Source organism: Methylobacterium sp. E-046 (assembly GCF_022829625.1).
GTDB lineage: Bacteria > Pseudomonadota > Alphaproteobacteria > Rhizobiales > Beijerinckiaceae > Methylobacterium > Methylobacterium longum.
Genome location: NZ_JAKSYP010000119.1, coordinates 1 through 13,229, shown reverse-complemented (window position 1 = coordinate 13,229; position 13,229 = coordinate 1). Strand labels below are relative to the sequence as shown.

At 70.9% G+C, this 13,229-nt stretch carries 12 protein-coding genes; 4 read left to right on the top strand and 8 right to left on the bottom strand.

What is annotated here, in order from left to right; all coding sequences use genetic code 11:
• Window positions 1–12: 12 nt before the first annotated feature.
• Window positions 13–597, bottom strand: a complete 585-nt coding sequence (locus MKK82_RS10880; RefSeq protein ID WP_238290895.1) for a YgjV family protein — start codon at window positions 595–597, stop codon at window positions 13–15.
• A gap of 458 nt (window positions 598–1,055) precedes the next feature.
• Here MKK82_RS10880 and gntA point away from each other — a divergent pair, with 458 nt between their 5' ends.
• The 3 genes from gntA to egtD are packed head-to-tail and all read left to right on the top strand — an operon-like array spanning window position 1,056 to window position 3,692.
• On the top strand, window positions 1,056–1,811 hold the full coding sequence (gene gntA / locus MKK82_RS10875; protein WP_238290896.1) for a guanitoxin biosynthesis heme-dependent pre-guanitoxin N-hydroxylase GntA: 756 nt from the start codon (window positions 1,056–1,058) through the stop codon (window positions 1,809–1,811).
• 10 nt (window positions 1,812–1,821) lie between these two features.
• Window positions 1,822–2,772 carry a methyltransferase gene (locus MKK82_RS10870; RefSeq protein WP_238290897.1) on the top strand — a complete coding sequence of 317 codons (951 nt, stop codon included), beginning with the start codon at window positions 1,822–1,824 and terminating at the stop codon, window positions 2,770–2,772.
• On the top strand, window positions 2,769–3,692 hold the full coding sequence (gene egtD / locus MKK82_RS10865; RefSeq protein WP_238290898.1) for an L-histidine N(alpha)-methyltransferase: 924 nt from the start codon (window positions 2,769–2,771) through the stop codon (window positions 3,690–3,692). Before MKK82_RS10870 ends, egtD begins: the two co-directional genes overlap by 4 nt.
• A 24-nt stretch (window positions 3,693–3,716) precedes the next feature.
• Here egtD and MKK82_RS10860 read toward each other — a convergent pair whose 3' ends face one another.
• From MKK82_RS10860 to MKK82_RS10830, 7 genes are all read right to left on the bottom strand, one after another.
• A complete protein-coding gene (locus MKK82_RS10860; protein ID WP_238290899.1) occupies window positions 3,717–3,941 on the bottom strand; it encodes a hypothetical protein in 225 nt (74 codons plus the stop codon).
• A 353-nt stretch (window positions 3,942–4,294) separates the two neighbouring features.
• Complete coding sequence (locus MKK82_RS10855) at window positions 4,295–4,777, bottom strand: nucleoside deaminase (RefSeq protein WP_238290900.1); 483 nt, start codon at window positions 4,775–4,777, stop codon at window positions 4,295–4,297.
• Window positions 4,778–5,493: 716 nt separating this feature from the next.
• Window positions 5,494–6,450 (bottom strand): helix-turn-helix domain-containing protein, encoded by a 957-nt coding sequence (locus MKK82_RS10850; RefSeq protein ID WP_238290902.1) that lies wholly within the window; start codon window positions 6,448–6,450, stop codon window positions 5,494–5,496.
• Between the two features lie 423 nt (window positions 6,451–6,873).
• A complete protein-coding gene (locus MKK82_RS10845) occupies window positions 6,874–8,193 on the bottom strand; it encodes an MFS transporter (protein WP_243985632.1) in 1,320 nt (439 codons plus the stop codon).
• A gap of 337 nt (window positions 8,194–8,530) precedes the next feature.
• Entirely contained in the window at window positions 8,531–9,421 is an 891-nt protein-coding gene (locus tag MKK82_RS10840) for a LysR family transcriptional regulator (protein WP_238290906.1), read from the bottom strand.
• 208 nt (window positions 9,422–9,629) lie between these two features.
• Window positions 9,630–11,708 (bottom strand): pyridoxamine 5'-phosphate oxidase family protein, encoded by a 2,079-nt coding sequence (locus MKK82_RS10835; RefSeq protein ID WP_243985630.1) that lies wholly within the window; start codon window positions 11,706–11,708, stop codon window positions 9,630–9,632.
• A gap of 58 nt (window positions 11,709–11,766) precedes the next feature.
• Window positions 11,767–12,384 (bottom strand): glutathione S-transferase family protein, encoded by a 618-nt coding sequence (locus MKK82_RS10830; RefSeq protein ID WP_238290910.1) that lies wholly within the window; start codon window positions 12,382–12,384, stop codon window positions 11,767–11,769.
• A 638-nt stretch (window positions 12,385–13,022) separates the two neighbouring features.
• Between MKK82_RS10830 and MKK82_RS10825 the strand changes: the two genes are divergently transcribed.
• Window positions 13,023–13,229 (top strand): c-type cytochrome (locus tag MKK82_RS10825; RefSeq protein WP_243985629.1); only part of this gene is annotated, 207 nt, incomplete at its 3' end.

Genomic DNA, 13,229 nt, shown 5'->3' with positions numbered 1-13,229 from the left:
CTCTTCCCGCTCCTACGCTCCCACATAGTCCGGCGCGGCCGGATCGGCCGGCCGGGTCTGCAGGGCGCGCAGCAGCGCGATCGCCAGACCGAGGATCGTCAGCACGTCGCAGGTCAGGCCGAAGACAGAGCCGACCAGGAGGTTATGACCGGCCCAGCACAGGGAGGCGCCGAGGAAGAGCAGGCGCATGGCCTGGGGCGCCTCGTTCAGGCGCGCCGTGGTGGCGAGCAGGGTTCCGAGTGCCGCGCAGGTGGACGGCCAGCCGTTCCACGTGACGAGCGTCAGGCAGGCCGCCGCGAGCGTGCTCGCCGCGAACAAGGGCCGGACCCAATGGCTACGGCCCGGCGCGCCCACGCAGTGCAGCGAGACGAGGCTCTGCATCACAGAGATGGCACACATCGCCATGCCGGTGAGCGCTCCGAGCGTCAGGTAATGAGCGCCGAAACACGCCGCGCAGGCCGCCGACGCCAGGAGAATCCGGTCCCGGCACGGCATGATGCCCGCAGTAAAGCCCAGACAAAGACCCAGGGACCCGAACAGGTCCAGGTGCGTCACAGCCGAAGCAGACCAGGAATACAGACAATCGAGGGCGTTCATCGTCAGCGCTCAGCCGGCGCGGATGCGCCGTTCCTGCCGGTTGCGCTAGGTTTTGATGGTAATCAGATCGTTAACGTTGCGCCGCCGGATACGCAGGACGGCGTCGGCGTGACCGCAGTGCCGCAATGCTCGACCGGTGTCGGGCCGGTCTTCCCCGCCGGGGTGGAGATGACCCAACCGCGGCCGAGTGAGGGACCGCTCGCAAGGCCAGCCTCCATGCGGCGTCCGCGGCTCAAGGTGGCAGCGTCCGAGGCGCTTCGATACGAAGTATTCGACCCCCTTATCGACCTCCGATACCTAATTAACATAGATCAATAGCGGGGTCAGACAATCCGGATTGGGGAACAATGCCTGCAGCATCCGGTTTCCAGGGCATTCAATTCGGGGCGACACCGTGGTCGATCGGGCCGCGGTGCGTGCGATCGTGCCCGATTTCGGTGGCGTGACTCAATTCTCCCATGCAACTTCCGACGAATGACGATGCGCATCCCGTGGCCCAGCGCTTCCGGGATTTCATCCAGCATGTGCCGTTCCCCTGCGTGGGCGCCAAGTCCGCGCTCTCCCGCGGTCAAATGAAGGTGATCGTCGCCCGCGACATCACATCCGGCTGGGACGATACCCGCATCTATCCGGCACTCCTGGCCTTCATCTGCCGGTACCGCGCGCAGCCGAGCCTGTTCCAGAGCTTCGTGGTCCTGTTCGAGGGCCCCCGCACCCTGTCGGAGGAGGCCTTCGAGTCGTCCTTGTGGGAGCGGGTCCAGTCGCTCTCCGACAAGGACCGGTGCCTCGGCCAGGCCTACGACCCCCGCGTCGCCTCGGATCCGGAGGATCCGCACTTCTCGCTGAGCCTCGGCGGCGAGGGCTTCTTCCTGGTCGGCCTGCATCCCGGCGCGAGCCGCCGCGCCCGGCGCTTCGAGACACCGGCCTTGGTGTTCAACCTGCACGATCAGTTCGAGCGACTGCGCACCGAGGGGCGCTACGAGCGGCTGCGCAGCTCCATCGTCGCCCGCGACGAGGCCTGGACCGGTTCGATCAATCCGATGCTGGCCCAGCACGGCCAGCTCTCGGCCGCCCGGCAATTCAGCGGTCGCGCGGTCCCCGAGGAATGGGCCTGCCCGTTCCGGCGCGGTGAGGCACCACCCGCCTGGGACGCGAGGCAGGTGGCCGAGGATCTCTCGTCCGGCGCCTTCGTGGCGCGCCGGATGGACAGCTGAGGACCGGCCGATGACGCGATCCGAACCGTTCCCCCAGGACGAGGCCGCCGTGCTGGCCCTCGCTCGGGCCGTCCGGGAAACCGGCTACGCCTTCACCACGGTGACCCCGGCGACCCACGCCCACGTCAACGCCCGCCCGCGGAACGCCGAGGCGCGGACCCTGCGCGACGTGTTCGGCTGGAGCCGGCCGTTCCGCGCCGAGGTGCTCCCCGAGCCGATCCTGCGCCTGATGCGGGCGGCCGGCGCCGTCATCGAGGATGGCCCGCTGCTGCGGCCCACGATCCGGTTCTCCAGTCTCGACGGTGAGATGCTGGCCCACTCGTCCTATCCGCCGAACGCCGCCGATGCGGTCTTCTTCGGTCCCGACACGATGCGGTTCGCGGCGGCCGTGATCGACCACCTCGAGAGCCGCACGAACCCGGTGCGCCGGGCCGTCGACATCGGCTGCGGCTCGGGCGCCGCCGGCATCTGCATCGCCAAGCGTGCGCCGGGGGCCGAGGTCGTGCTGGTCGACATCAACCCGGCGGCCATGCGGGCGGCGCGCGTCAACGCGCGGCTCGCCGGGACCGAGGGCGTCTCTGTCCGCCGCAGCGACATGCTGCGCGATGTCGAGGGTCGGTTCGACCTCATCGTGTCGAACCCGCCCTTCATGATCGACGCCGCCGCGCGCGCCTATCGTCATGGCGGCGGTCCGCTCGGCGCCGGCCTCTCCCTTGCCGTGGCGGAGCAGGCCATGGAGCGGTTGGCGCCGGGCGGCAGCCTCGTCCTGTTCACCGGCGCGGCGATCGTCGAAGGCGAGGATCCGTTCCGCGAGGCCGTGACCGCGCGTTGCACCCGCGCCGGCCTGGACTGGACTTACCGGGAGTTCGATCCGGACGAGTACGGCGAGGAACTCGCGGACCCCATCTACGACGCGGTGGAGCGCCTCGCCCTCGTCGTCGTCACGGTGACGCGACCATGAGCGACGAGTTTCTCCGGGACGCCCTCGCGGGCCTGACGGCCGAGCCGAAGTCGCTGCCGGGGAAATATCTCTGGGACGAGACCGGCTCCGATCTGTTCGACAGGATCTGCCACAGCGCCGACTACTATCCGACGATCCAGGAGACGGCCCTCCTGCCCCAGGCGGCCGCGGACGTGGCCCGCTTGGTCGCGCCCGGCGTCACCGTGGTCGAGTTCGGCAGCGGCGCGAGCCGCAAGATCCGCACCCTCCTCGACGCTCTGCCCGATCCGTCCGCCTACGTGGCCATCGACATCTCCGGCGAGTACCTGGAGGCCGCGATCCGGCGGCTCGCACCGGATTACCCGGGCATCGCCATGGTGCCGGTCTGCGCCGACTACTCGAAGCCGGTCCGGCTTCCGATCTCGGCCGGGCCCGGCGGGGTCCTGGGCTTCTATCCCGGCACCAGCATCGGCAATTTGGAGCCGCGGGAGGCGGGCTTGTTCCTGGAACGCGCCCGCCAGACCCTCGGGCCGAGCCTGTTCCTGGTCGGCGCGGACGGGACGAGCGACCCCGAGCGCCTGCAGCGCGCCTATGGCGCCGCCGACGGCCTGATGGCCGCGTTCCACGGCAACATGCTGACCCGGCTCAACCGGGAACTCGGCGCCGATTTCGACCGCGACAATTTCCGGCACGACATCCGCCTGTGCCACGATCCACTGCGCGTGGAGGCCCGTCTCGTGGCGACCCGGGCCGCCTCCTACCGGCTGGGCGACCGGACCATCACCCTCGCGGCCGCGGAAGGCATCCGGACCGACACGTCCCACAAGTACACCGCGGACGCGTTCCGGACGCTGGCGGCCGCGAGCGGCTGGACGCCGCGTGCCCTCTGGCAGGCCGAGGGCGGCAGCTTCAACCTGCACCTTCTCCAGGCCGAGGCCTGATCCGACCGTGCCGCGTGTGGGGAGTCACACGGCCTGGATCAGCGCGTGCTTGCCGTCATGGGCGCCCGCCGATTCGAGGCTCGGCGCCTCCGCGGCGCGCTGCTGATCCCGCCGGGGCGACGGATAAGTCGTCAGCGGACGCCAGGGCGTGGCCTGGGTCCCCAACCGGACGCTGGCCGGCCGCAGCGACATCCAGACCGCGACGGCCATCCAGGGAACGACGAAGAAGACGAAGGCGGCAAGCCCCACGGCGGCCCTCCACGGCACAGGTATCGGCCGGGAGAACGCCGGAGCGGCCGCGGGGGATCCGCCACGGCGGCATCCATGGTCCGGCGATGTGGCGCCGCACGCCCTCCCGCTGAGACGTGATCGCCCCGCGCAACCGGCATGGCCGTGGGTCCGCCGATGCCCTCCGCCGGGGCGATCGCTCCGACGGTGGGCCGTGTCCCGAGCGCCATGCAGTGCACGTCGAAAGCCGGCCCCATGCAGGCCAGCCTCGGATGCGCGTCAGATCCCCGACCGTCCGGTCGGGCAGCGCAGACCGAAGGCTTCGCGTCGCTCAGAGAGGAGCGCTCGCGCGAAGACCGATCCCCCGTGGTCGATCAATAGGGGACGCGATCCTGCTTCTGCGCATACTTCTTCCAGACCTCGACAGCTTCGGCCCGCATGATCTGCTCGGTCGGGATCGACCGGTCACCGACGTCCTTCTTGAGTTCCGCATAGATCATGCTGTCGTCGAAGCCGCCATATTCCAGGGCATCTTCGACCTGCGCGGCATAGTAGACCCGCTTGATGCCGGCCCAGTAGGCGGCCGCCATGCACATGGGACACGGTTCCGCACTGGTGTAGAGCGTCGCGTCGCGGAGCTTGAAGCTGCCCTGGGCCTTGCAGGCCTTGCGGATGGCCTCGATCTCCCCGTGCCACGTCGGATCGTTCTCGGCGACGACGCGGTTGGCACCCTCGGCGATGATGGCGCCATCCTGAACGATCACGCAGCCGAACACGCCCCCGGCGCTGTCGATCAGGGAGGTCTTCTCCGACAGCGCGATCGCGCGGGCCATGAATTCATCGTGCGTGTCAGACATCTGAACTCCCAATCGCAGCAGAACCGCTTGCCCGAGCATCCGCGGTGACAGAACCCGTACGACCGACACAGACGAACCGCGGACGCCCTTATTCGCGATACCGGGATGTCGGCGCGCCGCAACAAGCGGGAGCGTGCCACAGGCCCCGTGCATATCGAGTCGTGTCAGTCGGTATCGACGCATGCCAGCCGCGGCGGACATCGGTCCGCGCCACCGCCTGCCGCACCTATAAATATGGCGGCCAGATCCTCGTCAACGTCGAGCGGGGATCAGCAACGATGTATTCGTTGCTATATACTTATACGCGAAAATATTGGTCGAATAACATCGAACAATTGTCCATACGCCCCTCGAAAGGTATCTGCAAGAAATCCCCGCCGCAATCGAATCCTCGTGGGGGACCGGTTTCCGCGAGGCTGAGACGCAGGGACAAGAAAAATTCGCTGCGGCACCCGCTCGGTCGACGGCACCTCCCCATGGACGGATCGGGGCGCCCTCCCCCGGACCCATCAACGGTGGCGCGGGTCGGCCCCCTCAACGGAAGCCGCCCCGCACCGCCGCGGGCCTGACCTGCCGCCGAGGATGCGCCGCCCTTGAGGCGGAGGAGCGCCCGATACGACCGACCTTAGGCAGCCGATCATCCCGCCCGGCATGATCGCCGGCCACCCGATATCAGGCCGGCCCGCGGGCTCCCGCGATGCCGGCCCCCGGAGCGGTCAGGCACGCTCGGCCCGCAGGTCGCGCGGCGACAGGCCGAAACGCTTACGAAAGCCGCGGTTGAACGTCGGGACATCGGTGAAGCCGCACGCGTAAGCGATCGTGGCGATCTTCAGCTTGTCGTCCCGCGGTGTCTCCAGCCGCCGTCGCGCGAGATCCAGGCGCGCGTCACGGATCGCCGCCGCGATACCGTCGGAATCCGCGAAGGCCCGGTACAGGCTGGACCGGGATATGCCCAGCGCGACTGGTATATCGCTCGGGTTGAGAGCCGGATCGTGCATCCGGCGGGCGATATGCGCGTGGGCGAGGGACCGGACGGCCCCTTGCGATACCTTCGCGCCGGCCCGGTCCGCCGGGTCGCCCACGAGGCACCCGAGCAGGTGCAAGGCCCCGTCCACCGCCGCCTGGGCTTCCTCCTCCGTCATCCAGGCGACCGACCGGGCGATCGCCCGCAGGCGTGGGCCGAACTCGGCGCCCCCCGCCTGCGCCCCGATGCTGCGGCCCAGGAGCGCATCGGCGCGGCCGACCCGCGCCTCGAAGGTCTCCCGCGGCACGACGAGGCGGATCTCCTCGTAGTTGCTCTGTGTGCCGGCCACCAGGGGTTGTGCCCGCGACAGGAAGCTGACGTCGCCGGCATGGAGTTGCGCCCCCCGGCCGCGCTGCTCCTGATACCCGATGCCGTCGACCGCGAGGCCGATCACCACCATGTCCCGGGCGTTCCGGTCGATGTGGCGGGACCTGACCGTCACCCCGACCGGGCTGCTGATCGTATGGGTCAGCAGCCAGTGCGCCGAGGCGACGGTGAGGCGCCGGGCGGCGAACCGCTCGCGCGGGTGCGGGCGCGCGATCTCGCCGAAGCGGGCCAGGGCCGTGCATCGCCAATACTCGAAGGCGCGCTGGGGCTCGATGTGCTGCGTCGACTCGACGAGGCTCGGGACGATCGCCGGGCTGGACACGTATCGGGCTCCCGCCGCCGCCCGCTGACTCGGCCGGGCGCCTGCGCGACGTTATTGTCCGGATGTTGCGGGACCGACAACAGGAGAGGGTTCCGCCAGTGCCAATCGTGAACGGCCCATGTCTCGTGCCGTTCAGAGCTGCATCAATCCCACGAGGCTGTATCGCCCCTCCGCAACCCATGTCGTCTTTGGCGCGGCGCTCTTCCGCTGAAGTCACGGGCGGGCGTGGCGCGCGCAGATCTCTCTAGACGCGCACGCGACGATCGTATTTCAGGAATCGCCAGGACGTCATCATCTCCCTCGAACGGTCGGAACACCTCGACCTAGAGGCCGATCCTCAAGTGTTTTGAGCGACGGTTTCGCCGGAGAGCCCGCGCGGCCCGACGAGGAGCAGCGCCATGCTGGCCATGAGGACGGCCGTGATCACCGCGAACATGCCGTGGGGACCGTAGGCCGAAAGGGCGGGCAGCAGGACGAAGGGTGCCATCGCGGAGGCGATCCGCCCGCCCAGGCGCAGGTCAGGATCGACGCCCGACGCGACGTGGGCAGCAATTCCGTCGCGTAGACCGCCAGGAGGGCCCCATAGGTCGCCGCCGCCGTATTGAACGCGATCCCGACGAGAACCAGCGTGCGGAAGGTGTCGCTCGCGGCGAAGGCCGTGCCGAGGATCGCCATCGATCCGGCCAGGACGGTGAGGCAGGCGCGGCGTTCCAGCCGGTCGATCACCAGCGCGGTCAGGAGCGTCCCGAGGGGCGGCCCCAGCATCGACAGGGCCGCGAAGACCAAAGATTGATCGACCTTGAAGCCCTTCGCCAGCAGCACGACGGCGCTCAGCAGCGGGAAGCCCAGCGTCGCCCAGGGCGCGAGGGTGTAGAGGGTCACGAACAGCGCGGTCCGACGCATCACGGGCCGCTCCGTCCGGAGCGCGCCGGTCTCGGCCGGCACCGGCCGGGGCGGCTCCGGGAGCTCGCCTGCCGGAGCGGCGGCCGGCTTCGCCCGCGCGGCGGATTCGAAGCGTCGGCAGGCCCGGTCGGCCTCGGCAGCGCGCCCCGCCGCGGCGAGCCAGTGCGGTGATTCCGGCACGCGCGCGAACAGCGCGGCCGCGAGGGCGGCCAGCACCGCTCCGAGGATCAGCGCCCAGCGCCACGGCTCGATCCCGAGCGGCGCGGCCGGTGCGAGGGCCTGGATCAGCAGGATCACGGCCGAACCGCCCAGGAAGCCGATCCCGGCGCAGACCATCAGCATGGCACCGCGTCGTCGCGGCGGCATCACCTCGGCGAGATAGGTCGCGATCAGGGGCGGGAAGCCGCCGATCGCGAAGCCCGACACCGCCCGCGCGATCGTGAGCGACGTGAGACCCGGGCTCATCGCGGCGGCGACCGAACCGATCGCCATCAGCCCAAGGGACATCTGCAGGGCGCGCCTGCGCCCCAGGCGATCGCCCAGCAGGCCGAACACCGGCGCACCGACAGCCCCGCCGGCGAAGACGGAGGCCAGCAGCAGGGACAGGCTCCCCCGCGGCAGGCTGTGGGGCGGGGCGAGAAAGATGGCCGCGAGGGCGTTGCTCAGGGCGACCTCGGCGATATCGGTGAACAGGCCGAGCGTGCTGAGGGCGAGGATCGCCACGTGGAGCCGGTTGATCGGCAGCGGATCGAGTCGCCGCGTGATCGCCGCGACGGACCCGTCCCGGCCGACATCCAGTCCGCCGGGGGCGGTTGGATCGCCTATCTGTGCCCTGACCACGTACGTCGTCTCCCCCGAGCCGCGGGTGCGCCTCCGGCGCGCCGAGGACGGCCGCGTCCCGTCCGTGCTCCTTACCGCAAAGCGCTGTCCTTGGCGGCCGGATGATCGCCGCGGCGCCCGATGGCGTTCGGCCGGGCGTTCCGGAGAGCGCCCGGGCTGCGTGATGGCCGGGCCCCCGGCGGAACCGGGACCCTCCGAGCCGGCGTGGGCTCGCCGGTGCGTGCACCGATCTCACGCACGGATCGCGACGCTGCGCGCCGGCCGGCGGCGCGGGACGCGTCGACCCGACCGCGCACGGATATCGCGCGACGTCCCGCGACCCCGGATGCGTCCACGCTCAGTTGAGCAGCGGATTGGCCCGCAGCCGCGACACGGCCAGATCCACGAACGTCCTCACCTTGGCCGGCGCCTGCCGCCCCTGCGGATAGACCACGTGGATCGGGAGCGGCGGCTCTTCGCGGTCGGCGAGCACGACCTGCAGGCGGCCTTCGCGGAGGGCGGCGCCGATCTGGTAATGCAGCACGCGCGTCAGGCCCCAGCCGGCGAGCGCCGCGGCGATGCCGGCCGCGTTCGTGTTGCTCTGCAGGGTGGGATGGATGGTCACGCGCTCGTCGCGCGCGAAGCGCCATTCCGGCGACGCCCAGGCCCCGGTCGAGAGGGCGATGCGGTGATCCTTGAGGTCCGCCGGCGTCTCCGGGATCCCGTGCCGCTCGAAGTAGGCGGGCGAGCCGCAGATGACGCGGCGCACGGCGCCGACACGAGCGGCCGTCAATCCGGAATCCGACAGGTGGCCGATGCGGATGGCGACGTCGATGCCCTCCTCGACGATGTTGACCGGGCGGTCGACGAACAGCGTCCGCGCCACCATGGTCGGGTAGGTGTCCAGGTAGTCGGTCACCAGGGGCAGCACGTGCATCTGGCCGAACAGGAGCGGCGCGGTGACGGCGAGCGTCCCGGACGGGGTCGCGTAGGATCCCGCGGCCGCGGCCTCCGCCTCGACGATGTCGGCCAGGATGCGTCGACAATCCTCGTAGTAGCGCCCGCCCACCTCCGTGAGCTTCACCGAGCGGGTGGTGCGGACGAACAGCCGGGCGCCGATGGCCGCCTCCAGCGCCGCCACGGCGCGCGTCACCGCCGGGGGGCTCAGGTGCAGGAGCCGCGCCGTCTCGGCGAAACTCGCCGTCTCCGCGACCTTCGCGAAGACGCGCATGGCCTGCCAGCGGTCCATAACCTCGCCCCTCCGTCGCCGTGACGCTGACAGCCGCTCACCGGATCGCACCGTGCCACGGTCGCCGGGCGGTCCGTCGCAGGCGCGGACAATACCGCCCGGCATCGCCCGCGGCCACGTCCGGCCCGGTTGCGCGGCGAGGCCTCGCCACGGGGGATTCGGGTGATCTGACCCGCCCCCTCATCCGACGGGCCGCAGGCCGCGACGGTCAGAGCGCCAGATGGACGGGACCGCTTCCCTCGGCCGGCACGGCGGAGCAGATCAGGACCTCGTCCGCCGCCGCCGGCGCCGTGGGCTCACGCCCGTAGGTGACCGCGCCGGCCAGGAGCTTGGTCCTGCACGACCCGCAGCTGCCGCTCCGGCAGCTGAACGCCGGGCTCAGGCCACGGGCCTCGGCGAGTTCCAGGAGCGTACCGGCCTCGGGCGTCCAGCGCGCCTCCTTGGAGGCGTTCAGGAAGGCGACTGCAACCGGCCCTGCCGCGGCGGGCGGCCGCTGCGGCACCGCGGCGCCGGCCGGTGCGCTCCGCATCAGCGCGGCCGGACCGAACGCCTCGGCGTGGATCCGGTCATCCGCGATATTGAGGCCGCGCAGACCGTCGTAGAGTGCCTGCGTGAACGCCGGCGGCCCGCAGAGATAGAAGTCGTAGTCGCCGAACGGCAGGACGCGCGCGAGCAGCCCGGTATCGATCCGGCCGGCGGCGTCGTAGTCGATGCCGGCCACGGCGTCTCCCGGATCGCTCAGCACGCGCACGATCCGGACCGCGCCGCCCGCCGCGGCGGCGAGGCCGGCCAACTCTTCGGCGAAGGGCCGGTCCTCCCGGGATCGGGCGGCCTGGATCAGGATGGTCGGCCGGATGGCCCGGGTGCGCAGGCCCTCGTAGACCACGTGGCGCAGCATCGCGAGGAGCGGCGTGATGCCGACGCCGCCGGCAAGCAGCACGGCCGGCCGCGCGACGTGCGCGTCGAGGGTGAAGCCGCCGGCGGGCGCCCGCGCCTCGACCACGTCGCCCACCCGGAGGGTGTCGTGCAGGTGGCCCGACACGGCGCCATCGCGCTTCACGCTGATCCGGTACGCCGCGTCCGAGGGCGCGACAGAGAGCGTGTAGGTCCGGACGAGGGGCTTGTCGGACCCCGGCAGGGTGATGCGGATCGGCAGGTGCTGCCCGGCCCGATGCGGGACGAGCCCGAACCCGTCCGCCGGCAGAAGGTGAAAGGAGCGGATCGCGCGGCTCTCGTCCACGATCCTGCTCACCCGGAACGGGCGCCAGCGCGTCGCGAGGTCGGCGGCCCGGAGCCGGTCGGCCGCCTCTCGCCAATCGCCGGTCATCAGGGCGTTGGGCGACCAGCCGTCCGGCCGGAAGGTCCAGCGCAGCGGCAGCGCGGCCCGCCGCCGCACGACGCGGCGCGGCCTGAAGGTCCAGAGCCGCTCGGCGCCCTGGAAGGCGCCAATCTCGGGGGAGGACAGGACGACCTCGGCGTCGCCGGTCATCTGCAGGAGATCGCCGGTCTCGAAATCGGCGAAGACGAGGCCGGCCTTGCCGTTGAGGAGGATGTTGCCGAGCGTCGCGAAGAAGAGGTTGCCGGCGAAGTCGGGGATGGTGAGCGTGCCGTCCGCGGCGACCCGCACGAAGCCGGCCTTGCCGCCGCGGTGCGAGACGTCGACCTGGCGGCGCCCGTCGCCCTCGGCGAAGGAGGCGACGAAGAAGGTGTCGGCGGCCTCGATCACGGCGCGGGCCGTCGCGTCGGGCACGGCGCTCTCTTCGACGGAGCCCGCGAAGGGCTGGTCCGGATCCCGGACCAGGGCGACGTCGCGCAGCTGGATGTACTGGGGGCAGTTGCCGAAGCTCTGGTCGACCGCGACCTGCAGGACGCCGCCCGACGCGGCGCGGACGAGGCCGTTGACGCGGTTGCGCCGACGGGTGTGCAGTTCGATCCCGAGGAGCCCGATGGCGTTTCCGGCGCGCAGGCCCGCGCTCGCCGGGTCGCTCGGATCGGGCCGCACCGCGAGGTCGAGGGCCGTCGGCGTCGGCGACGCGATGAAGCCGGGATGTCCGGCCACCAGCGTCGCCCAGGCATCGCCCTGCGGGTCGATGCTGCCCGCCACGATGAAGGGGATCTGGCCGAAGAAGGCGCGGTGCTGCTCGGGCATGAAGTCCCGCACCACCCGCCGGCCCACCGCCTCCATCCGGTCGGCGACGCCGACCTGCTGCTGGATGGCCTTCTCGCCCGGGTGCCAGGGCGACGCCTGGGAATCCGGGAGCCTCGCCATCGTCGGACCGTCGCTCATGCTGCTCTCCCATCCGGTTCGATCGGGCACGCCTCCCGGCGCGTCCGGACAAGCGGGGTCAGGCGGCGGCCGTGAGGCCGGCCGGCGTCCGGGCGAAGGGAAGGAAGCCCGGCAGGTCCTCGATCCGTCGGAGGAAGGCGGCGACGCCGGGGTAGCCCGACAGGTCGACATTGCCCTCTGGCGCGCGCGCCAGGTAGCTGTAGAGCGCGACGTCCGCGATGGTGGGGCGTGCGCCGACCAGCCAATCCCGCCCGACGAGATAGGCCTCGAGGCGGCTGAGCAGGGTGTGCGCCCGGCCGATCACCTCCTCGGGCCGGAAGCTGGCACCGAACACCGTGATGAGGCGCGCGGCGGCCGGGCCGTAGGCGAGCTCCCCGGCGGCGACGGACAGCCACCGCTGCACGGCGGCTTCGCCAGCGGCATCCTGCGGCAGCCAGTCGGTCCGCCCGAGCTTGCGGGCGACGTAGACCAGGATGGCGTTCGCATCCGGGACGACCGTGCCGTCGTCGTCGAGCACCGGCACCTGTCCGAACGCGTTCAGGGCGAGGAACTCCGGCCTCTTGTGCGCGCCCGCCTTCAGATCGACCTCCACGGCCTCGTGGGGGACGCCAAGGAGCGAGAGGAACAGGCGGGCCCGGTGCGCGTGGCCCGAAAGGGGATGATGGTAGAGCTTCATGATCGCGTTCCCTCGATAGCGTGGTCGGGACCAGCCCCGAGCTGCAGGAGTAAGGTGACGCCCCCTCGCGATTGGGAGAATGCCTGCTCTGAACAGTTCATTATTGACTGGAACGGAATAATTTGCCGGTGGCGGCCGGTCCGGGGGGGTCGGTTCGTCCGGTCGCCAAGATCGCGTCCGGAGGGACCCCGTTCTTGCAGAGCTGCCCTGCGCTCCAGGATCTGGTATGCCAGAGCTTGGCGACTTACGGTCGCGCTTACTCCCAAGCACTCCCTCAGCCCGCCCGGCTCGCCGCGGCGGGTTTTTTCTATGCTGCCGGCAGTGAAGCACCCGCGCCCGGCGCGATCCAGGGCGGCCCCTGTCGCACGACGCGACGGAGATGCGCCTCGATGCGCGGCGGAACGGCCCGGGGGTCCTGGCAACCGGGCGCGGGGACACGGCCGTGGCGGGCCTTCCTGCGCGCGGCGGCCGGGGCGCTGCCGGGCGTTCACGAACCCGTGGATTAAGGTCGATGCTCCAACGTCTACCCCTTCGATGTGCCGAGCGTCGGACGATTCTCGGCATCGCCAGCTCCGTGCGCGGATGCTGTCCCCAGTCAGAGGCGCAACGCTTACCGCCGTGCGTTTAGGAGTCGATCTGTGCGTTCATTCGTGATCGGTGCTGTTTTCGCCGCTCTCCTGCCCCTGTCGGCTCAGGCCCAGGAAGCCGGGGATGCGGCCGCAGGCGAGAAGGCCTTCGCCCCCTGCAAGGCCTGCCACAACTTCCAGAAGAACGGCGTCGGCCCGGACCTGAAGGGTGTCGTCGGCCGCAAGGCCGGCACCTATGAGGGCTACAGCTACTCCGCC

Excerpts from the sequence above, each read along its gene's own strand:
- MKK82_RS10880 (WP_238290895.1), bottom strand. The coding sequence starts at position 597 with ATGAACGCCCTCGATTGTCTGTATTCCTGGTCTGCTTCGGCTGTGACG.
- gntA (WP_238290896.1), top strand. The coding sequence starts at position 1,056 with ATGCAACTTCCGACGAATGACGATGCGCATCCCGTGGCCCAGCGCTTC.
- MKK82_RS10870 (WP_238290897.1), top strand. The coding sequence starts at position 1,822 with ATGACGCGATCCGAACCGTTCCCCCAGGACGAGGCCGCCGTGCTGGCC.
- egtD (WP_238290898.1), top strand. The coding sequence starts at position 2,769 with ATGAGCGACGAGTTTCTCCGGGACGCCCTCGCGGGCCTGACGGCCGAG.
- MKK82_RS10855 (WP_238290900.1), bottom strand. The coding sequence starts at position 4,777 with ATGTCTGACACGCACGATGAATTCATGGCCCGCGCGATCGCGCTGTCG.
- MKK82_RS10840 (WP_238290906.1), bottom strand. The coding sequence starts at position 9,421 with ATGGACCGCTGGCAGGCCATGCGCGTCTTCGCGAAGGTCGCGGAGACG.
- MKK82_RS10835 (WP_243985630.1), bottom strand. The coding sequence starts at position 11,708 with ATGAGCGACGGTCCGACGATGGCGAGGCTCCCGGATTCCCAGGCGTCG.
- MKK82_RS10830 (WP_238290910.1), bottom strand. The coding sequence starts at position 12,384 with ATGAAGCTCTACCATCATCCCCTTTCGGGCCACGCGCACCGGGCCCGC.